Source organism: Salinithrix halophila, assembly GCF_042650125.1.
Taxonomy (GTDB): domain Bacteria; phylum Bacillota; class Bacilli; order Thermoactinomycetales; family DSM-45169; genus Salinithrix; species Salinithrix halophila.
The window spans coordinates 1-18,664 of record NZ_JBHSAP010000001.1 but is presented as its reverse complement, the minus strand read 5'-3'; the positions used below and the strand labels follow the sequence as shown (position 1 = coordinate 18,664).

The window sequence follows — 18,664 nt, the reverse complement described above, 5'->3', positions numbered from 1 at the left end:
ATAAAACGGAAGAAGAACACCCTTTACGGGAGGTATGAACCGATGGATAAATTTGAACCGCTGAAAATGAACCTCCAGTTTTTCGCCGATCAAGGCGGCGACGACGGAGGGGACGGGGCCGACCCGCAGGCCGGAGACGCGGGAGATAATAACGACCCTCAAGATGGGGGAGAAGAAAAGACGTTTACGCAGGACGACATAAACCGTATCGCAACGAAAGAGAAGAGAAGAGCGGAAGAAAAGATTTTGAAGCAGTTGGGCGTTGATAACTTTGACAACGCAAAAGAAGGATTGAAGAAGTTTCGAGAATGGCAGGAATCGCAAATGAGTGAAACCGAGAAACAGGCCGAACGATTGAAGGAACTGGAACAACAGCACAGCACGATTGCCAACGAAAACGCCACCCTGAAAGCGCAAATGTCCGCCGTCAAAGCGGGGGTTAACGCTGACGCGGTGGCGGATGTTGTTACATTGGCGAAAAACCTTGTGGATGACGAAACGGACATGGATGCGGCGATCCAAAAAGTTGTGGAGCGCTACCCGCATTTCAAAGGGGAGCAAGAGCAGGAAGAGAAAAAGCCCAAATTCACCACGGGCCAGCATCAAAAACAGCCACAATCCGACATGGATAAGTGGTTGGAAGCATTTAAACGATAAAGGGAGTGTTAACCTATGGCGGTATTGAATTATGCCGAGCAGTATCAACAAGCATTGCAGCAAAAGTTTTCCGATGCGCTGAAATTCAACGCTTTGTATTCTACACCCAATAACGCAAACATTCGTTGGAGCAACGCTAAAACCGTGCAAATCCCGACGATTACCACGGGCGGATTTGTTGACGTAGACCGTGATAGTTTGGGAACCGCTACGCGGCGAGTTGATAACAGTTGGGCCGCGAAAACGTTGGCGCATGATCGGGAATTTAGAACCCTTGTTGATCCGATGGACGTCGACGAAACAAACATGGCTTCATCCGTCGCCAACATCACGCGGGTTTTCAATGATGAACATAAAATCCCCGAGCTGGACAAATATGCAGCCTCCAAACTGTACAGCGAGTTTACCACCTTCGGCGGAACTGCTGATAATACGGCCTTGGACGCAACTAATGTATTGGGGGTTTTTGATAACTTCATGGAAGCTATGGACGAGGCGGAAGTCCCCGAGGAGGGCCGTTATCTTTATGTCACCCCGGCGGTTTATAAAGTATTGAAGAGGGCGCAGGAAATTGAACGTCATATTCGCGTAGATCAAAACACGCAATCCATCAACCGGAATACCCGTTCACTGGATGATGTGACTATTGTTAGAGTCCCCTCAAGTCGTATGAAAACAGCTTACAATTTTACCGATGGGGCCGTACCTGCTACGGGAGCCGATCAAATTAATATGATTGCTGTCCATCCATTGACCGTCATTACGCCGCAACGATACGAGTTTGTAAGTATGGATCAACCGAGTGCCACCACGGGGGGCAAATGGTTGTACTATGAGCGGCTTTACTGGGATCTTTTCGCTATTGAGCAAAAAGCAGCGGGAATCCAGTTTAATACCACAGTAGTTGCTTAATAGAGGGAGTTTGATGCTCTCTCTTTTTATTTTGATTAAGGAGGGATACCATGCCAAAGGTGAAAAAGGCTAACCGCGTTTTAACTGTTTCCGATAGCTCGGTACCTAGCTATTTGCAACAGGGATACGACCAAATCAACGACAAGGGGAAGGTGGTCAAACGGGCAACCGGGGGCCGATCCGTTCCCATTTCCGAGTTAAACAAGGCGCTTGATGAAATCGAGCGGTTGAAGGAAGAGTTAGCGGAGACGAAAAAGGCGAAAAAGAAGGCGGACAAATAAGGAGGGGTGAAGCATGACGGAATACATCACCCCGGATTACTACGAGAACGATTATAGAGGCGCAATGCCTCCTGATCCTGCCGACTTGTCCAGATACATCAAGCGGGCAAGTGATACCGTCGATCAAGTGACGGGTTTCAAAATGTACAAAGAGGATTTTTCCACGCTGCCCATAGTGATGCAAGATTTGGTTAAGAAGGCGACTGCTGCACAAGTGGAATTTTATGTGGTTCAGGGCGGGGACGCGGATATAAACGCCGGAACGGATAATTTGCAAAGCGTCACCGTTGGGTCATTCAGCTATTCCGGTAGCGGTTCAGGGGGAGCAGAGGGAAACCGGGACATTCAGCGGGTAAGCCCATGCGCCCTATCCTTTTTAGCGCCTACAGGCCTCCTATATCAAGGGGTGCATGTCCATGGGGGCTAAACCAATTCCCCGCCATCTCCTACTCCATAGGGTGCAATATCAAGCGCCCGTGGTCGATGGGGGATGGAACACGGAACCCGCCGATCCTATCACCATCTCTAATGTGCGAGTGTCTACGCCCACAGTGGGGGAATTTGTTGCCCGAACGAGCATCAAGGATAACATTGATGTTCGTTTTGTTTTGTATTTGGATGCTGTTCATTCTTCCCCCTTTATTGCGATGGAGGAGAGGGGACGAGTGACATGGGAGGGACAGGCTTATGAAATCGTTCGAGTATCTCCTATGTATGATGATGCTTCTCTCCATCATTACGAGGTGGGGCTAAGATGAAATTCAAAGTAAGGTTTGACCCCAGAGACATCGAAAAGAAGTTAGCGCGGGTGGCGGAAGAAGGGCAAAAGGAACTGGATGCACAGGTCTTGAAGGATTCCAACTTTTATGCCCCGGAGGATACGGGGGAATTAATCGCTTCTTCGATCCGGGCAACGCAGATCGGAAGCGGAAAAATCATATGGAATACCCCATATGCCCGCCGCCTCTTCTACAACCCGCAATATAAGTTTTCGAGGGACAAAAATCCTAACGCCGGGGGTTTGTGGTTCAACCGGGCCAAATCCGCACACCTAGCCGGGTGGGTAAAGGTGTTGAAGCAGACGACCAGACGGAACGCGAAAGGGTGACGGGCGATGGACTTTTTTGACCAACTGAAAACGTACATCGAGACCAATTTCACCCTATACAAAACGCCGCTTTCCGTTGGGATGCTCATTGATGACAATGATATTTGTATCCGCCAGACGCCGGGGATACAGCCGGAGAAGGATATGGGCGATGGGCGGCATTTCGTCTATGCGTTTCAACTCCTGACGCGGCACAAGAACGAGCGCTTAGCATATCAAACCTGCGAGGATGTTGCGCTAGCGCTTGATCTGCTGAGGAACGGGGCGATTCCGAGCGCGGACGACTCCTACCAATTTGTTACCTGCAACTTGATAACGCCCGCGAATTTCGTTGAACGGGACAGCTACGGTGGGATATTTACCGCCTTATTCGAAGCGGATCTTTATTTAAAAGGGAGTGGATAGCATGGCGGAAACCGGATTTCTGGTTGAGTCTAAACACAATTTTTATATCAACACGACACCCGAGGCTGGAGCAGGCGGGGAAACCTATGTCCGCATGGCGGCAGGGTTTAAGTCAGTTGATCCGCAAATGAACGAGGAAAACGACCAAACCGCCTATTTGGACGGGAATGGGTTTGCAACAACGACCGTTATGGGCGGACAATTGACGCTTGAATTTACCGGGGATCGACTTTACGGCGACCCGGCACAAGATTGGATTTTTAGCAAGATGGCGACTATTGGAACCAAGCGGAACACCACTTTTAAATGGGAACAACCGAGCGGGGAAATTTTTGAAGGGCCTGTTACGTTGGCCGTTATCAACGGCCCGACCGGGGATGCAAACTCCAAAGGGGAGGTAACGGTGGAAGTCCATTTCAACGGAGAACCGACCTATTCCCCTATCGCCACACCCACGGGGTTGACGGCCTCAAATGAAACGGCAACGTCGATTGATCTTAGCTGGAATGTCGTTGATGGGGCGAACTCATATAACATTTACCGGGGCGGCACACAGGTTGGTTCCAGTAATACCAATTCCTACACGGACTCCGGCTTGACCGCCTCCACCACTTACACCTACGAAGTTACCGCCGTTAATGCCAATGGGGCCGAATCGCCTAAAAGCAACTCCATCAGCGCAACGACGACCGCTTAATTTTAATCCCCTGCCTACATGGGTGGGGGAATCTTTATTTAAGGGGGTTTGAGTATGTCTAGGATTAAAATCGACATGGCTGCACCAATACAGGAATTTGAAATTGGTGGTAAGGTTTATAAACTGGACTACAGCGACGATAAGCTAAAACAGTATCATGCTGCATCTAACAAGTTTATCAATGACTATGATGAGGCCCTAAAAATGGATGTTGAAAAGATGAGCGAAAAAGAACAGAAAGCCGCCGAGGAAAAATATACCCAGTCAGTTAAAGACACGGTGGATTTACTGTTTGGGTCGGGTTCCTTTGACATGATCTATGAGGATTGCGGGCGCTCTATGTTCAACGTGGGAAAGGTGCTTGAAGCCGTTTACTCCTTCATTGGGGATAAGTTGGGGGTTGAGAAGACGCAAAAGAAAAAGAAATACACCCGGAAATAGGGTGGGGTGAATGCGGCTAACGGATCGGTTCGATGACGATGTTTTGGAGTATAGGGGAAAGGTTCTACGGTTGCGCCTATTCTTCGATGTGGTTCTAAGGGCGCATGAATTAATAAGCGACCCGGATTTCACCGATGAAGAAAAAATAGACATCCTTGGAGAAATGTTGATTGACAATCATGAGGACATAGCGGATATGCCGCCAGAGGAAAAAGGGAGGCTAATAGAAACGATCTTTACCCGGTTTATCAATCGGGAGCAAGAAGACGACGAACCGACAAAAGAAAAGGTTCTTGATTTCGTCCATGACGCTGAATATATATTCGCGTCTTTTCTTTATGATTATGGGATTGATTTGTTTGAGCAACACGGAAAACTCCATTGGAAAAAGTTTTTAACGCTACTTTCGAACCTTAGCGACGACAGCAAATTTAAACAAGTGGTTCATATCCGCATGATGGAAGTCCCGAAGCGAACGAAATATAACCTTGATGAAATCAAGCAGATTCGGGAGTTAAAAAGGGTCTACAGGTTGCCGGAGAACGGAGAGACCGAGCGGGAGCGGCTTATCAAGCACAACGAACAAGCATTTGAAGCACTAGCGGTGGCATTACGCCCGAAGGGGAAAGGTGGTGGGAAAGATGGCTGATGGTAGGGTGGTCATTGATGCTATATTCAACGGCAAGAAGGCGGAGCAGGGTTTTAACGGTTTGCGGCGGTCTATGGAGAGTACAGGGCAAAAACTAACCAGCATAGGACAAGGGATGACCGCTGGGGTGACTCTTCCCATCATCGCCGCCGGAGCCGCCGCCGTTGCAACCGGGATGAAATTTGATTCGTCGATGAGTCAGGTTGCCGCCGTCACGGGAGCCACGGGGAAAGAGCTTCAAAGGATGGAAGATTTAGCGAAGGACATGGGGAAAACGACCAAGTTTTCCGCGAGTGAAGCGGCGGACGCCATGGGCTTTTTGGGTATGGCTGGGTTTGATACGACCCAAATCATGAAGACCCTTCCCAACGTTTTAGACCTTGCCACAGCCGGAAACCTTGACCTTGCGCGGGCGGCTGACATTTCATCCAACATCCTGACCGGGTTTGGATTAAAAGCGAAAGACATGGGCCGGGTAACGGATGTTATGGCTAAAACTGCATCCAGCGCCAACACCAATATTGAGCAATTAGGGAACGCCATGAGCTACGTTGCGCCCGTGGCTGCGTCTGCTGGTTGGTCAATCGAGGAGACATCCGCCGCTATCGGGATCATGTCTAACGCCGGGATTCAGGGGGAGAAGGCCGGGACAGCTTTACGGGGGATCATCTCTAGTCTGATTAGCCCCACTGGGCAAACGGCGGACGCTCTGAAAGAGTTGGGGCTATCGGCGGCAGACGTAAACCCGCAAACGAAGAGCCTAGCGGACATCTTGAAGACGTTGGAGAGCGCGGGGCTGGATACATCTAGCGCTATGAAGCTAGTCGGCGTGGAAGCAGGGCCAGCGCTGTTAGCGATGATGAAAGAAGGTTCGGGCGGTCTTAACCAGTTTACGGGATCATTGAAAAAAAGCAACGGAGCGGCGAAGGAGATGGCTCAAACCATGGCTGACAACGCGGGCGGCGATATGAAATCCTTTTTGTCCGCCCTGGAAGGCGTGGCACTTGCGTTCTATGAACAGTTAGAACCCGCGATCCGTTCCGGCGTTCAGTTTTTACGAGACCTTGCCTCAACCATATCGAACACCAATCCAACAATCCTAATGATTGTCGCCGCCCTTGCCGCCGTAGCTGCCGCCGCTGGGCCGCTTTTAATTGTCATCGGGAGTGTGGCCACGATTTTCACGGCATTAAGCGGAGCGGCAGCGGCGTTGGGAATCGGGCTGTTACCGTTAATCGGAATCATAGCGGGTGTCGTTGCCGCGATAGCTGCCATCATTGCCATCGGAGTTGCCCTATGGATGAATTGGGACGTGGTGAGGGCGAAAGCGGTTGAAATATGGTCGTCTATTAGCCAGTTCTTTGCCACTGTATGGGCATCTATCCGGGGGATATTTTTAGCCGTTGCAGGGTCGCTCATTAATTGGTTGATACAAAAATACCAACTCGCGAAAACCTCTATAATTGCCATTTGGCAGGGTATGGCTCTATTCTTCTCCGGCATATGGCAGGTTATCAAGAATATTTTCATAGGCGCGTTGCTTCTCCTGATGGACATTCTCACGGGCGATTTCGAGGGGATGCGACAACACGCAATAGCCATTTTCGGGAACATCAAAGAGGGCTTGAGAATCGCTTGGCAAGGGATCAGAGCGATTTTCAACGCCGCTTTAAAATGGCTGGTTGGACTGGTAGGCGGAGACTTCAACGCCATGCGAGGCAGGATAAGCGCCGTAATGAACCGTGTGAGATCAATTCTATCCAGCGTATGGGCGTTTATCAAAAGCACGTTTAAAAATGCCCTTGCCTTCCTGAAAGCCTTAGTAACGGGCGATTTTAATGGGATGAGGCGGGCCATATCTAGGCAAATGAGCAACATTAGAACAAACCTTGGGGCCGCGTGGTCAAAGATTAAATCACTTGCGCGGGATGCAGGGGCGGCGATGCTTTCCTATGCCCGTTCCAAGTTTGAGAGCATGAGGCGGGCAATTCGCGACAGGATGAACAGCGTGAGGAGCGCTGTTCATAGCGGGTGGAACCGGGCGAAAAGTTATCTCCAAAATATCAACCTCCGGCAGATTGGGCGGGATATCATCCGGGGGCTAATTAACGGGATTTCGTCCATGGCGGGTGTTCTTGCAAGGAAGGCGAGCAACCTAGCCAACAGCATCAAGAACAAGTTTAAGAGCGCCCTTAGAATCTCTTCACCGTCCAAGGTTTTCGAGCAATATGGGAAATGGACGGGCGAAGGGTATGTAAGAGGGATCGACAAGGAGCAAAGACACGTCAACGCCAGCATCCAGGGGATGACGGCGGGGGTACAAGGAGCCGTTGCCGCCCCGCAGATGCAGGGGGCCAATACCAGCATCAATATCAACTTTACCGGGCCTGTAAACATGAGGAGCCGGGAAGATATCGACGCTCTTGCCCGTCAACTTGAAACCCACATCAGGCGCACAAACCGGGGGATTACAAGGGGGGTGTTTACTTAATGGCTTTTACCTTCAAGGGCGAACATAGCAGCAACTATTTCAAAGTAGAGCAGAGTTACACCCGATCTATCACCGCACCCATTGATATCGAAACCATTGACCTCCCTTCCGTTCCGGGTGGCTTGATGATGGGGCAGAATATGGGGATGTTGACGTTTACCATCCCTGTATTGATTGCCGCCGACTCAAAGGGAGCGTTGCGGGCAAAAGTGCGGGACATCTCAAAGTGGCTTCGATCCGACAAACCCGAGCCGCTTGTTTTTGATGATGAAGACCAATTGACCTATCAAGCGGTTTTCTATGACAAATCGGACATTGAAGAGTTAGCGACATACGGCAAAGCGACGATTACATTTCTAGCGCCCGATCCGCGAGCGGCAGGGGCTTCCCATACCCAACAAATTGCAGGGTTGAGTATGGGGAGTACCGACACCGACAAGAACGATTTTGAAACGGGAATGCTGGTGGATGTGAACGCAGGAGAGGTCGAAGACGGAAACGGCTACCTTGAGCTAGAACAATCGGGAACCGACTACAACGGCGTGATTTCAACGTCATGGGATGTTGGGACATTAACAGACGTTGAGAGGGTCGGGGATACCCTTCAACTAGCCAAATCAGGGCAAGACGTTCAAAACAAAGTAACGACTACCGCCGAATGGAATAACGCCGTTGATATATCCAATACTAAGGGGTTAAAAAATAACCTCGTTTTGAGTAACCTGCCCAAGTACACTTTTCGAGATGGGATGGACAGTTATACCACCACCGGGTGGTTAGTTGCGGGTCCATCGTTTAGCGGAAACCCAGTCACCCAATTTAGCGGTTATACGCGTTTGCGGTCTGAAGTGGGGACGGATCACACGGACAGTTTACGGCGGCAAACCTCCGTAACGTGGCCGTTAACCATGGATTTTTTGGCGCGGACGGATAACAGCGGGGTTCGGGTGTATTGCTCCAATGGAATCAATCGTTATGATATTTTCTTGCCGAATACTAACGACAAATGGAAATGGTTCCGTGTAGTGTTCGGTACATCTCAAGCCAATCTGTACGAGTTTGGCAATACAACCCCTATTGCATCTGACGACCCAGACCCCACCTCCCTATCTGAACGTTATGGATGGTATTTTGGTGATTCTCAGTCAGGGGAAATTGAATTTGATGCCATCTATGTCGCCAATAACAACGATATGGGGGCTCCAAGCGAAACGTTATGGACGGGGTATTGTATCCATCAAATTGACCTCAGCGCCTTGGGAACACTCCGGGATTCCGTTATTACGTTTGATTTCGAGAAAAGAACAGCAACCCTTGATCCAATGAATAACACGGTTATTGTGGAAACCCGCGTAAGCACGGACAGCGGCGGAACATGGTCAGCATGGGAGGAGCGGCAGTCAGGGGACACGGCAAACAGTGCTTTAACCTCGGGGTCAACATGGGGAGCTAGTTCATTGCTGGAACACCGCGTCACCTTGGAATCCCTTGATCCGGGTTTTGGGGCGGAGGTTGATTTCGTGGATGTGCAAATTACCTCGGCTTACGTATCAAGCGGGAACAGGGTTTCCCCGAATATAACAAGCGTTCAGCAGGTAGGGACGGCGGCGGAAGCCGTCTTTTCTTGGGAAGATGAAACGCCTGAGGGAACCAGCGTTAGAGCCTTTACCCGCGTGGCGCTTGACGGAACCAACTTTAGCGCATGGGAAGAGGTGCAGAACGGCGGGGAAATCCCCGGAGTGGTTGGGGAGGATTTGAGTAGCGCTGTTTTTCAATATCGGTTTGATCTAGCTACAACCAGCGACGAAACGCCCATAGTTAATCAAGCCACATATGATTTCTCCACGGCTTACAAGCCCAGCGGCACAAGAACCGCACCGGGTGAGGATATTTCCTCCCTTGGCACCATAGGGAGTTCATCTATCACATGGAATGAGACTGGGCCGGGGACAGTGATTGTAGAAACGAGCGTAGACGGCGGGGCGACATGGCAGCAGGCAACGAAAAATCAACCTATTCCCAACATGCCGAGCGATTCTACTGGGGTAACGGTAGTTGTGCGGGCAACCCTAAACCAAGATAGTTTGGACACAACGCCCCGCCTCATGTCTATCAGTTGGACGGTAAGCCAATTGACCAATACCACAGTAAACAACGAAGGAGGGGAGCCGACCGCCCCTCTTTTTCGTGCAACCATAGGGAAAAATATCGACTATTTCCAAGTGATTCACGTAGAGACGGGGAAGCAAATCTATCTAAACCATTCCTTTGTTACGGGGGATATGGTGGAAATAGATTGCTCACTTGCGAAGGTAAGGAAAAACGGGGTCTTGATTATGGAATCCCTTTCCCTAAATAGTCGTTGGATCGTTTTAGAGCCGGGGGAAAACAACTTTGATTTCCAACCTAGTGGAACATCTGAGGTTTATATAGAGTGGGTGGATAAATGGCTATGATGGCTATGATTTGGATTTTCGGGATTGATGAGCGGTTACGGACAACCCTGACGAAGGGCGAAAATGAAATAGTAGATGAGAGGGCCGGAATCTATTATGACGGGTGGGAGGATGAAGAGATCAACGGAACACATTCTTTGACCTTCTCCGTCCCGGCAGACCGCCCCGATTCCGCCCACGTCATCGAGGGAAACCTTGCCATGATCGAGGATCGAACGGGCGCTTATCGACTGTTTGAAATTGTCTCATTGGATGAATACCACGACGAGGAGGGGACGCTTTACAAAGAGGCTTACTGTGAGGATCAAGGGATATCGGAATTAAATGACGAGGCGGTTATAGATGTTCGACCATTCAGCACCACCGCTCGTAACGCATTAGAACGGGTACTGAACGGATCACGCTGGAGAGCAGGAACGGTTACGGTGACGAAGATAGCGGGGATGAATGGATACTATGAAAATACAATTAAAGCCCTAGCATCCCTCCAAGAGAATTTTGGAGGCGAATACCGTTTCCGGGTGACGTTTAACGAGACGACCGGGGAGATCACGGGCCGTTTCGTTGACCTATTCGATCACCGCGGAACCAACCGGGGGAAGCGCTTTGAATGGGGAAAGGATATCGTTTCCTCTCAACGGACGGTATCCATTGACGAGTTAAAAACCCGCGTCTACCCACGGGGGAGAGGAGAGGAAACGGGAAGCGGGGGATTCGGACGGCGTACCACTATCGCAGATGTGGGATGGAGCAAGGCCAACGGAGACCCTGCAGATAAGCCATTAGGCCAAGAATGGATTGGAGATGAAGAAGCCCGCCAACGATGGGGACGGCCAAAAGACGGTGTTCCCGGTTGGTCGAGCGGGTTTCCTGTTTGGGAAGATATCAATGACCCAAACGAATTGATCCAATTGGGTTGGGAATATCTCCAGAAAGTCAAAAACCCTCGCGTTACCTTCGGGTTTAAGGTGGCGGATTTGTCGTTGATCGGGGAGGAATACAGCCACGAGTTTTCCAATTTGGGGGACACCGTGGTTATCATTGACGATCATTTTGATCCGCCTGTTGAAGTCCAAGCAAGGGTTATCCGGTTGAAACGCTGCCTAAACGATCCGACAAAAACAGAAGTGACATGCGGCAACTACTACCAAGAATTTAGCCAAGTTATCCGTAACATCGACCAAGAAATAAAGAAAAAGGTGGGTGTGGGTGATTCGGTCAGCCTGTTAGATCAAACCATGCTCAACCTGCAAGATCAGTTTCGCTCAACCCTTGGCTTTGAGTATGCCACGCCGTTATTAGGGCGGATGTGGACGAATCGCCCCATTGAAGAAAAGCCGGATTCCGTCGTCCAAATCAAGGGCGGTATGATTGCCATATCTAATGAGTGGGACGATGTCAACGATGAACCGCGCTTTCGTTTCTTCGCAAATGGAAACGGAATTACGGCGGATGAGATTCGAACGGGAACCCTAAACGCCGATTTGGTGAACGTGGAGACATATAGCGGGGAAAATTCCCGGCTTGCACGGATTTGGAACGGGGCGTTTTATTCCTACTACGATGACAGTCTATCTGTCGTGGCGGGCGGCTATATTGTCGCCTTTTACGATAACGGCCTATACACCCCCAACCCGGATTACAGCTATACGGGATCTATTTCTCTTGCATGGTATGCACGTTCCGACGACGAACCGGGCGACCAATCGAACCGAGGGATAGCGATTGCTACGGAAAAAGACTTTGTAACGATTGGACATAACAAGGCTTCCGAAGGTGGAGTAAGAAAACTAACCTCCAATCTCATTTTCGATTACCATGCCTATTCAACAGGCATCTATGGGCCATCGAAACCAAGCGCAGAAACCTTTTCCGACTTAATTATTATCGATTCGCGGAGGCGGTTGGATGAAGAAAATGGTTCAGCGAATGGGCCACGGATTCGCCTAATGAGTGGGATTAAAAACTCCAATAAGCGCGTGGGTGACATCGAAATGATTATAGGGGATGGTGAATTAACCTCCGAATCAGCCAATTTCACTATCTATAAAAATTTGGCGATGGATTCATGGGAGCAAGTATTTAGGATTCAGGGCAGAGATGATACCGCCTTTTTAGGGCCGGACGGGGCTCGTCTTGATTGGTCACCCAATTCAACAGACACAAACAGTGCTATCCGGTTTGGGTGCGATCCCTATACGTATATGTACATTGGCAGTACAGGCCGATTCCATTGGCGCGTATGGGACGGGAGTGGTAGCAATTTGGTTATGACATTGGAAAGCTCAGGCTCCGGGGCATCTCTAAAAGTGAAAGATTCAAGTGGAACCTTCCGCCCTGTTAGTTTGAGTTAGGAGGGGTGAACGTGGCAGAACAACCAGACCCGACGAAACAGGCCGTTATCATTTTGGAAGACGGAACAGAATACAGACCGCCTAATCCACCGAATATCAAACCGGAACCAATCAGAATAACGGGGGTGTCTTATGATGAGTATGACGGAAAAAACGCCGCAAAAATCAAAGCCAATTGATTTGATTATTGATGAAACCAAATATCAGCTACTCCAAGTAATGGAGAAGAGCGGACTAAGATTGGGCATCTTGGAGTTGTTGACCAAGGATATTCTAACGGAGATTCAGCGGCAAAAGAAAATGACTATTGAACAGTATTTCAGGGATCAGGATGAAAGAGAATTAACCTCTGCCGAAATAGACCATAAGCAAACAGAGACCCGCGAAGGGGGGTGATAATTTGGGGGAAGGAGTGACGATCACGTCAAAGGAGATGTTTTCTCTTATCCAAGACGTAGCGAGGGGTCAACAAAGGATTGAAGCTAGGTTAGAGAACATGGAAAAGGGTTTAATTACTGCCTATCAAGCTGATGAGCGCAGCCGAAAGGCACTGGAGTTAGCAAAGGATATGGAGAAGGAGACGGAATCCCTGAAGGACAGGGCCAAAACACTGGAAACTAGACAATGGTGGTTATGGGGAGCCATCGCCCTGCTTGGGCTGAAGGCTCTTTTTCATTTTACACAAGGAGGATGATAAAAAATGATTGGATTTGATGATGCAGTGTTGATTGCCGTGATTACCGGGTTGGTGGAATTGATAAAACGGAGTGGATTGCCGAAAAGGTTTGTTCCTTTACTGGCCCTTGCGCTTGGGATAGCGGCAGGGGTCTTTTATGTTTCGCATGATTTAGCTCAAGGGATTTTGTCAGGGATCGTCTTGGGTTTGTCGGCAGTGGGGCTATACAGTGGGCCGAAGAACCTTGTAAGGGGAGATGGAAAATGAATATTGGTAAGCGATACATTCCAACAAGTCACAAAAAGACCCGTCCAGGATATAAGATGAAACCCCGGTATATCACGGTTCACAACACGGGTAACACTGCAAAGGGAGCGAATGCCGCAGCCCACGCACGACTACTAGCATACGGGAACCCCCGCCAAGCGTCCTGGCACTTCACTGTCGACGATAAAGGATGGGTACAGCACCTGCCGACGAACGAGGTAGGCTGGCACGCTGGTGATGGCCGAGGCCCTGGAAATATGTCCAGCATTGGGATAGAAATCTGTGAGAATAAGGACGGAGATTTCGCAAAAGCAGAAGCCAATGCAGCAAAATTGGTACGCCGTTTATGCGATGAGCTTGACATCCCGATTAGTCGGGTGGTTCCTCATAGGCATTGGAGCGGAAAGAATTGTCCCCACCGCACTCTCAAACATTGGAGCCAGTTTATACAAATGGTGAAAGGAGCCAAAGAGGGTAAATGGGACGGTAAGTCTTTCCCCGGCCGGAGTGCCTTCCAGGTCGGGAAGAAGCATCCCGCCGTTGTCACATTGGATAAGCGGCTTATTGCTCATGGATTTGTTAAACACTACACTGGAAGCCGTTATGAACCGGGGCCTACTTTCACGAAATACACCCTTGAGAATGTCCGCGACTTCCAAAAAGCCCAAGGATGGAGCGGATCTGACGCAGATGGGTTCCCAGGTCCGGTAACTTGGAAACGGCTTATGAAGAAGACGACGAAGGAGAAAGAGAAGAAAAAAACCGCCTCAAAGAAGGCGGTAAAATACCGGGTTGTGGCCGGGTCGTTTGCTGACCGAGATAACGCAGAAGCCCAAGTGAAAAAGCTAAAGGATAAAGGGTTTGATGCTTTTTTGTTACCAATTGAGTAATACGGCGAAGCCGGGGAATCCCCGGCTTTTTATACATATCAATCTGATTTTTACAACTCAGATTGGGATCTGTTTCGTGGGCAGTCTACTCTACGGCTGTTTTAGGTTTTTCTGGCTGATTATATTTGACCAGTGTTTGAAACACACCTTTTGTGTTGGTAAGAAAGGTGACCCGATCTCGAGTTATATCGTAAATGCCGCCCCGAGCGTTCCAGAAGGAAGAATGCCGCCAATCAATATTTCTCAGCCCTTTTACGTAAGATTTCCAGTCCGAAATCTCATTATGGTTCAACAAATAATGGAGATAGCGTCCAATAGATCTAAAAGGAGTTGCTAGAGCGATAATATATTTATCCCGGCTTTTACAGTCCCCCGGAAGGGCCAGAAAAAGTTCATTGAAAACTTCATCAATGGTGGATTTCCAGCTTTCGTAGTTTTCCTCAGTCAGTGTTTCCTTGGTACCGTTACATGATCCCGTTATGATGTAACAAATCGAATCACGCAATACATTAAGGGTGGTAAAGTACTCGTTGGTTTTAAGAATATGGGTATCAAAGTTTACACCATATGTGTTGAGGTACTTGTTTTCCTGAGCAAGATCCATTGCTAAAGCGGTGTATAGGTCTTCTTTCTTGAATTTGAGTGCGGTAGATTTTGATGGCCTCTTCCCTAATATATTGATGTCATGGAAAAGCTTTTGTTCTTCTTCGATTGACAAATTTGTTTGAATACAAATCTGCACCCTCATGTTTTCCAACTCATCCAGCTTTTTTTCTAGGTAAGTTTTTTTCTCCCCTGTTGCTTTCTCAACATCTTCCCTTAATTTTTTAATGGCCATTTTGATTCCCGATACACGATGTTGGCCATCGTTGATACTCAGTTTGGACTGAATGTCAAAGTTAATCTGTCCCTTTGTCTTATCAAATTCTAGTTGACCGCGGTAAGTGGCTATAATGGGGGGGATTACAGCAAACTCACCATCAAACAAGCTGTTTAGTATGTATTTGCAGATAGACTTGGATTGGTCTGGATCCTCATTACGTTGAACCTCTTTGAATGCTTCTAAGAACCGTTTCAAGGCACCAAAACGAATACAAGAGGCGTAGCTTACTTTTCCGAACTGATGTGCTTGTGTGGCATTTAAAGTTATCGCTTCGTAGTCCATTGTTTCCCTCCGTTTGATCCTTAAAATCCGAAATGATTATAGGGGAAGAAATCTCTACATCTCAATGGTCCAAATGATGGAAATTGAAAAAAGGAAAGATGGTCGAGTGAATAACTAGATCGGATCGAATGAGAAAAGCCGGGCTAGGGGTTGCTCCCCTGCCCGGCTTTTTTCTTTTAATTTATGTGATTGGTCTTGGATCTCTCTTCTCTGTTTAATTTCTTGATCCATTTTGTGAGAACGATAACGGCCAAAATCCAAACAACAAGCTCAACTATATCCTTCGCAACAGTAACTGTTGCAACTACCCCGGCGATAGCTTGGTCCAAGACTAATCTCCCCTTTTACTGGACTAGACTTTCCTTACAGGTGTTCTTCCCAACGAAAAATCTCAGGGTATAATTTTTTGAATATACACCACTGTAAGCGACCCAATCCCAACTCATGTAAGCCCTGGCCCATCTTGACGAAGACTCTTTCTTTATAGAAATTTTTGGGCCAACTTTATTCTCGGTACTCCCCCCGATAGACCGGGTACTTCCGCCCCATACTGAATTGATCTCATCATAGCCGCCTTTTACTGTGGTGTATTTTGCGTAGTATGACCCGTTGGAAGGATAGGAGTACACATATACCTTCTCGGTGTACTGGCAGTACCCTGACCAGCACCCAAGGGGGTTAATCCCGCTAACCTCCGGTTCTTTGGCCAGCTTAATGGCTGAACCATCAGGAAACTTAGTCACCTTACTTGTCTTGCCTTCTCCCAACTCAACATCAATAGCTTTGTTACTTTTCATAGAGTCCAATTCTTCACCTCGCTTTAATTTGGCGATCAGCTTGTCCAGATCCGCTTCATCAACCCCCGATTCAAGTAAAGCCTCTCGTGTTTCTTTTTCATTTCCCACTAGTCCATATGGATCTTGATTAGTTTGGGCGTGTACCCCTGAGGACATCAGTGCAAAAGTGAGAACACCTGTAAACATTGTAACAAAAATCCTTTTCACTTTGGAACCCCAACTAGTCACCGAGCCCGCATTTTTTCCCATACTTACCACCTCATTTAGATTATTAGGAACTTTAATCTGTTCCGTCAATAATGGTAGCACATAACAATTCGACTGTGTTTTTAAAAATAAGACAATATTCGACAGTTTTCGACCTGTGATTAAGCGATAAAAACGGTGTTTTTATCTCGACTTATATAATTGAAAAAATACAATGGTATCACTTAAAAAAATACCAATATTCAAGTAGAAAAAGGGGGAAAACAATCTTGAATATACCATCTCGGCTATTCCCATTTTCCGGGTGGTGTTATAAAATACTAGGGGAAATTCATTTGTTTGAAGGGCGGTGTAATCATGGCGACACTGGGTATTAATGAGATGGGATCAGTGATCCGTAAGGTTCGCAAGGAACGGGGGCTAAGGCTAGAGGACTTGGCTGACGATAATATTTCTCCAGCAACCATTAGTAATCTAGAACGGGGTGTACCGACTGTAAACCCGAAGAAAGCGATTTATCTCCTGAACAAATTGGGGATTGATGTCGATCAAGTTCCTGAATTATTGATGGAGGAGAAAAAACGCTTAAAGGACATGGAGTTCTTGATTCAGTTGGTGCAATTGAAAATGGAAATCGGACAACTAGACGAAGCACTGTCTATGCTCGAGCAAATCGATGTCGAGGACAAAGATCCTTATTCTGCTGTCATTCATTATCTGAAAGGAATGTGTTTTCGTAGGAAACAAAAAATTGAAAAGGCAGAACGTTCCCTATATAAGGGAATACAGGTTGCAAGTACAAAGGCAGATAAGAGCAATATTGAAGCAGCCTGCTTTGCTGAATTGAGCCTTTGCACTTACGCATACAACGATATGGAGAGGGCCATATCGTTTACGGATAGTGGAATTGATGCATTTGTCAGTGACGGGGATCATCAATACATTTGGTTTGCCCTGCATGCTAATAAAGCCATCTATTTAGAGCGGTTGGGTCGAGTGGCTGAGAGCATGAAAATTGTTGAGGATATCTGGCCTTCATTTGATAAGATCGACAACATCAACGTTTTCTTAACCTTCTATTGGTTACGATCTGAGTTACTTGGGCGGTTGCAGCTTTATGAGGACTCTTTACGGTACGCTATTGAAGGTTTGGATATTGCTCGGAGGAACCAACACTTTTCATCCATCGCTACATTGTCAACTGTGTCGGGAAGTGTTTACGCAAAAATCAAAGATTTCGAAAAGGCAAAGCACTATTTCGATGTTGCATTGTCTTGTAAGGATCACATTACAGGCAGACAGTTAACGACTATTTATATCCAGCTATCCCGGTTGTACAAAGAGCAGGGAAAAGTAGAGGATGCCTTGGCCAATGCCGAAAAAGCTGTTCAAAATGGGGACAAGCATAATGATGCCCCCAGGCTCATGGAGGCATTATTTGTGATGGGTGATCTTCACTTTGATAATAAAAAGAAAAACGAAGCTATCGGGTTTTACGAGCGGGCATGGGATATCGCTCGAAACTTTAGCAACAAAGAGAAGGAGTACAAAGCCCTGTTCAGTTTAGCAAAGTGCTGGCACAATGTTGATGAGAAGGAATTTCACAAGTATATGTACAATATGTATCAAGTACAGGAGCAGATTAACCGGCTTGGGAAAGAGGAGGGGGACTTTTTTGATGAGACTGAGTAAAAAAATGCTTCTTGTCCTATCCTTGTCTTGTGTTTTGGCAGTTGGGCTTTGTTACGATGTGGTGGCTTCGGCTCCCCAACATGTTGTCAAAGCGGTATTCCATGATGAACCGACAAGCGGTTGATGAATGAAACTAGCCCCACTCATAAAGGGTGGGGCTGGTTTTTTTTTAGGGGTTAACCCGTCCAGTCGTTTCCCCTTGTCTGTAGATATCTCTTCTTATTAGGGATAAAAAGTGGACACAAAAACGCGGCTTGATACGAATAATATAATAGAGAGAAAGAGAACGTTTGTTCGTAGAAAATCACACCAGGGGGGAACATATGGAATCCTTCTTTCTTAACCAGGAGTTACAGGCAATGCTGAAAATAGGTAAAGCAGGTGTATCCAAAAATATCCGCCTGGTTTTGCTACACCTATTAGACAAAGGCGAGATCACCAAGGGTGAATACGAGTGGGCCAAGGCCAAAATTCAGGGCGGGATACATATAAGAAGTTAAGGGCTATTGTTACCCTTGT

General features: G+C 47.8%; 23 protein-coding genes. 21 read left to right on the top strand and 2 right to left on the bottom strand.

Annotation, left to right across the window (positions count from 1 at the left end):
• The first annotated feature begins 42 nt into the window (after nt 1–42).
• The 18 genes from ACFOUO_RS00115 to ACFOUO_RS00030 are packed head-to-tail and all read left to right on the top strand — an operon-like array spanning nt 43 to nt 14,284.
• On the top strand, nt 43–657 hold the full coding sequence (locus tag ACFOUO_RS00115) for a hypothetical protein (protein WP_380700945.1): 615 nt from the start codon (nt 43–45) through the stop codon (nt 655–657).
• Between the two features lie 15 nt (nt 658–672).
• On the top strand, nt 673–1,569 hold the full coding sequence (locus ACFOUO_RS00110) for a capsid protein (RefSeq protein WP_380700943.1): 897 nt from the start codon (nt 673–675) through the stop codon (nt 1,567–1,569).
• Between the two features lie 50 nt (nt 1,570–1,619).
• Nucleotides 1,620–1,850 (top strand): hypothetical protein, encoded by a 231-nt coding sequence (locus tag ACFOUO_RS00105; protein ID WP_380700941.1) that lies wholly within the window; start codon nt 1,620–1,622, stop codon nt 1,848–1,850.
• 13 nt (nt 1,851–1,863) lie between these two features.
• Nucleotides 1,864–2,277: a hypothetical protein gene (locus ACFOUO_RS00100; protein ID WP_380700939.1), complete on the top strand. Its 414-nt coding sequence runs from the start codon at nt 1,864–1,866 to the stop codon at nt 2,275–2,277.
• On the top strand, nt 2,267–2,608 hold the full coding sequence (locus ACFOUO_RS00095) for a putative minor capsid protein (protein ID WP_380700937.1): 342 nt from the start codon (nt 2,267–2,269) through the stop codon (nt 2,606–2,608). Before ACFOUO_RS00100 ends, ACFOUO_RS00095 begins: the two co-directional genes overlap by 11 nt.
• Nucleotides 2,605–2,958 carry a minor capsid protein gene (locus tag ACFOUO_RS00090; RefSeq protein WP_380700935.1) on the top strand — a complete coding sequence of 118 codons (354 nt, stop codon included), beginning with the start codon at nt 2,605–2,607 and terminating at the stop codon, nt 2,956–2,958. Before ACFOUO_RS00095 ends, ACFOUO_RS00090 begins: the two co-directional genes overlap by 4 nt.
• A gap of 6 nt (nt 2,959–2,964) precedes the next feature.
• Nucleotides 2,965–3,363 carry a hypothetical protein gene (locus ACFOUO_RS00085; RefSeq protein WP_380700934.1) on the top strand — a complete coding sequence of 133 codons (399 nt, stop codon included), beginning with the start codon at nt 2,965–2,967 and terminating at the stop codon, nt 3,361–3,363.
• Nucleotide 3,364: 1 nt separating this feature from the next.
• On the top strand, nt 3,365–4,060 hold the full coding sequence (locus ACFOUO_RS00080; RefSeq protein WP_380700932.1) for a phage tail tube protein: 696 nt from the start codon (nt 3,365–3,367) through the stop codon (nt 4,058–4,060).
• 54 nt (nt 4,061–4,114) lie between these two features.
• Entirely contained in the window at nt 4,115–4,501 is a 387-nt protein-coding gene (locus ACFOUO_RS00075) for a hypothetical protein (protein WP_380700930.1), read from the top strand.
• 10 nt (nt 4,502–4,511) lie between these two features.
• Entirely contained in the window at nt 4,512–5,150 is a 639-nt protein-coding gene (locus ACFOUO_RS00070; RefSeq protein ID WP_380700928.1) for a Gp15 family bacteriophage protein, read from the top strand.
• The gene (locus ACFOUO_RS00065) at nt 5,143–7,641 is read left to right on the top strand and encodes a phage tail tape measure protein (RefSeq protein WP_380700926.1); all 2,499 of its coding nucleotides are present in this window, start codon (nt 5,143–5,145) and stop codon (nt 7,639–7,641) included. Before ACFOUO_RS00070 ends, ACFOUO_RS00065 begins: the two co-directional genes overlap by 8 nt.
• Nucleotides 7,641–10,097 (top strand): distal tail protein Dit, encoded by a 2,457-nt coding sequence (locus ACFOUO_RS00060; RefSeq protein ID WP_380700924.1) that lies wholly within the window; start codon nt 7,641–7,643, stop codon nt 10,095–10,097. The genes ACFOUO_RS00065 and ACFOUO_RS00060 overlap by 1 nt, the downstream gene beginning before the upstream one ends.
• Nucleotides 10,094–12,451, top strand: coding sequence for a phage tail spike protein (locus ACFOUO_RS00055; protein ID WP_380700922.1), 2,358 nt, complete (start codon nt 10,094–10,096; stop codon nt 12,449–12,451). The genes ACFOUO_RS00060 and ACFOUO_RS00055 overlap by 4 nt, the downstream gene beginning before the upstream one ends.
• Nucleotides 12,452–12,462: 11 nt before the next feature.
• The gene (locus ACFOUO_RS00050) at nt 12,463–12,630 is read left to right on the top strand and encodes a hypothetical protein (RefSeq protein ID WP_380700920.1); all 168 of its coding nucleotides are present in this window, start codon (nt 12,463–12,465) and stop codon (nt 12,628–12,630) included.
• Nucleotides 12,587–12,847 (top strand): hypothetical protein, encoded by a 261-nt coding sequence (locus ACFOUO_RS00045; protein WP_380700918.1) that lies wholly within the window; start codon nt 12,587–12,589, stop codon nt 12,845–12,847. Before ACFOUO_RS00050 ends, ACFOUO_RS00045 begins: the two co-directional genes overlap by 44 nt.
• 4 nt (nt 12,848–12,851) lie before the next feature.
• Entirely contained in the window at nt 12,852–13,145 is a 294-nt protein-coding gene (locus ACFOUO_RS00040) for a hypothetical protein (RefSeq protein ID WP_380700916.1), read from the top strand.
• Nucleotides 13,146–13,151: 6 nt separating this feature from the next.
• Entirely contained in the window at nt 13,152–13,394 is a 243-nt protein-coding gene (locus tag ACFOUO_RS00035) for a hypothetical protein (RefSeq protein WP_380700915.1), read from the top strand.
• Nucleotides 13,391–14,284 (top strand): N-acetylmuramoyl-L-alanine amidase, encoded by an 894-nt coding sequence (locus tag ACFOUO_RS00030; protein ID WP_380700913.1) that lies wholly within the window; start codon nt 13,391–13,393, stop codon nt 14,282–14,284. The genes ACFOUO_RS00035 and ACFOUO_RS00030 overlap by 4 nt, the downstream gene beginning before the upstream one ends.
• Before the next feature lie 85 nt (nt 14,285–14,369).
• On the opposite strand, the gene ACFOUO_RS00025 is transcribed toward ACFOUO_RS00030, so the two are convergent.
• A complete protein-coding gene (locus ACFOUO_RS00025) occupies nt 14,370–15,449 on the bottom strand; it encodes a DNA sulfur modification protein DndB (protein WP_380700911.1) in 1,080 nt (359 codons plus the stop codon).
• A 344-nt stretch (nt 15,450–15,793) separates the two neighbouring features.
• The gene (locus tag ACFOUO_RS00020) at nt 15,794–16,495 is read right to left on the bottom strand and encodes a hypothetical protein (protein ID WP_380700909.1); all 702 of its coding nucleotides are present in this window, start codon (nt 16,493–16,495) and stop codon (nt 15,794–15,796) included.
• Nucleotides 16,496–16,810: 315 nt separating this feature from the next.
• On the opposite strand from ACFOUO_RS00020, the gene ACFOUO_RS00015 reads away from it, so the two are divergent.
• The 3 genes from ACFOUO_RS00015 (at nt 16,811) to ACFOUO_RS00005 (ending at nt 18,645) form a co-directional block, all read left to right on the top strand.
• Nucleotides 16,811–18,145 carry a helix-turn-helix domain-containing protein gene (locus ACFOUO_RS00015; protein ID WP_380700907.1) on the top strand — a complete coding sequence of 445 codons (1,335 nt, stop codon included), beginning with the start codon at nt 16,811–16,813 and terminating at the stop codon, nt 18,143–18,145.
• Nucleotides 18,132–18,269 carry a hypothetical protein gene (locus ACFOUO_RS00010; RefSeq protein ID WP_380700905.1) on the top strand — a complete coding sequence of 46 codons (138 nt, stop codon included), beginning with the start codon at nt 18,132–18,134 and terminating at the stop codon, nt 18,267–18,269. Before ACFOUO_RS00015 ends, ACFOUO_RS00010 begins: the two co-directional genes overlap by 14 nt.
• Nucleotides 18,270–18,468: 199 nt before the next feature.
• Complete coding sequence (locus ACFOUO_RS00005) at nt 18,469–18,645, top strand: hypothetical protein (protein ID WP_380700903.1); 177 nt, start codon at nt 18,469–18,471, stop codon at nt 18,643–18,645.
• Nucleotides 18,646–18,664 lie beyond the last annotated feature (19 nt).

Bases quoted from the DNA above. Each gene is read 5' to 3' on its own strand.
- ACFOUO_RS00055 (WP_380700922.1), top strand. From the start codon at position 10,094: ATGATGGCTATGATTTGGATTTTCGGGATTGATGAGCGGTTACGGACA.
- ACFOUO_RS00065 (WP_380700926.1), top strand. From the start codon at position 5,143: ATGGCTGATGGTAGGGTGGTCATTGATGCTATATTCAACGGCAAGAAG.
- ACFOUO_RS00030 (WP_380700913.1), top strand. From the start codon at position 13,391: ATGAATATTGGTAAGCGATACATTCCAACAAGTCACAAAAAGACCCGT.
- ACFOUO_RS00060 (WP_380700924.1), top strand. From the start codon at position 7,641: ATGGCTTTTACCTTCAAGGGCGAACATAGCAGCAACTATTTCAAAGTA.
- ACFOUO_RS00010 (WP_380700905.1), top strand. From the start codon at position 18,132: ATGAGACTGAGTAAAAAAATGCTTCTTGTCCTATCCTTGTCTTGTGTT.
- ACFOUO_RS00085 (WP_380700934.1), top strand. From the start codon at position 2,965: ATGGACTTTTTTGACCAACTGAAAACGTACATCGAGACCAATTTCACC.
- ACFOUO_RS00110 (WP_380700943.1), top strand. From the start codon at position 673: ATGGCGGTATTGAATTATGCCGAGCAGTATCAACAAGCATTGCAGCAA.
- ACFOUO_RS00105 (WP_380700941.1), top strand. From the start codon at position 1,620: ATGCCAAAGGTGAAAAAGGCTAACCGCGTTTTAACTGTTTCCGATAGC.
- ACFOUO_RS00100 (WP_380700939.1), top strand. From the start codon at position 1,864: ATGACGGAATACATCACCCCGGATTACTACGAGAACGATTATAGAGGC.
- ACFOUO_RS00020 (WP_380700909.1), bottom strand. From the start codon at position 16,495: ATGGGAAAAAATGCGGGCTCGGTGACTAGTTGGGGTTCCAAAGTGAAA.
- ACFOUO_RS00045 (WP_380700918.1), top strand. From the start codon at position 12,587: ATGAGTATGACGGAAAAAACGCCGCAAAAATCAAAGCCAATTGATTTG.
- ACFOUO_RS00115 (WP_380700945.1), top strand. From the start codon at position 43: ATGGATAAATTTGAACCGCTGAAAATGAACCTCCAGTTTTTCGCCGAT.
- ACFOUO_RS00035 (WP_380700915.1), top strand. From the start codon at position 13,152: ATGATTGGATTTGATGATGCAGTGTTGATTGCCGTGATTACCGGGTTG.
- ACFOUO_RS00090 (WP_380700935.1), top strand. From the start codon at position 2,605: ATGAAATTCAAAGTAAGGTTTGACCCCAGAGACATCGAAAAGAAGTTA.
- ACFOUO_RS00075 (WP_380700930.1), top strand. From the start codon at position 4,115: ATGTCTAGGATTAAAATCGACATGGCTGCACCAATACAGGAATTTGAA.
- ACFOUO_RS00070 (WP_380700928.1), top strand. From the start codon at position 4,512: ATGCGGCTAACGGATCGGTTCGATGACGATGTTTTGGAGTATAGGGGA.
- ACFOUO_RS00005 (WP_380700903.1), top strand. From the start codon at position 18,469: ATGGAATCCTTCTTTCTTAACCAGGAGTTACAGGCAATGCTGAAAATA.
- ACFOUO_RS00015 (WP_380700907.1), top strand. From the start codon at position 16,811: ATGGCGACACTGGGTATTAATGAGATGGGATCAGTGATCCGTAAGGTT.
- ACFOUO_RS00025 (WP_380700911.1), bottom strand. From the start codon at position 15,449: ATGGACTACGAAGCGATAACTTTAAATGCCACACAAGCACATCAGTTC.
- ACFOUO_RS00095 (WP_380700937.1), top strand. From the start codon at position 2,267: ATGGGGGCTAAACCAATTCCCCGCCATCTCCTACTCCATAGGGTGCAA.
- ACFOUO_RS00080 (WP_380700932.1), top strand. From the start codon at position 3,365: ATGGCGGAAACCGGATTTCTGGTTGAGTCTAAACACAATTTTTATATC.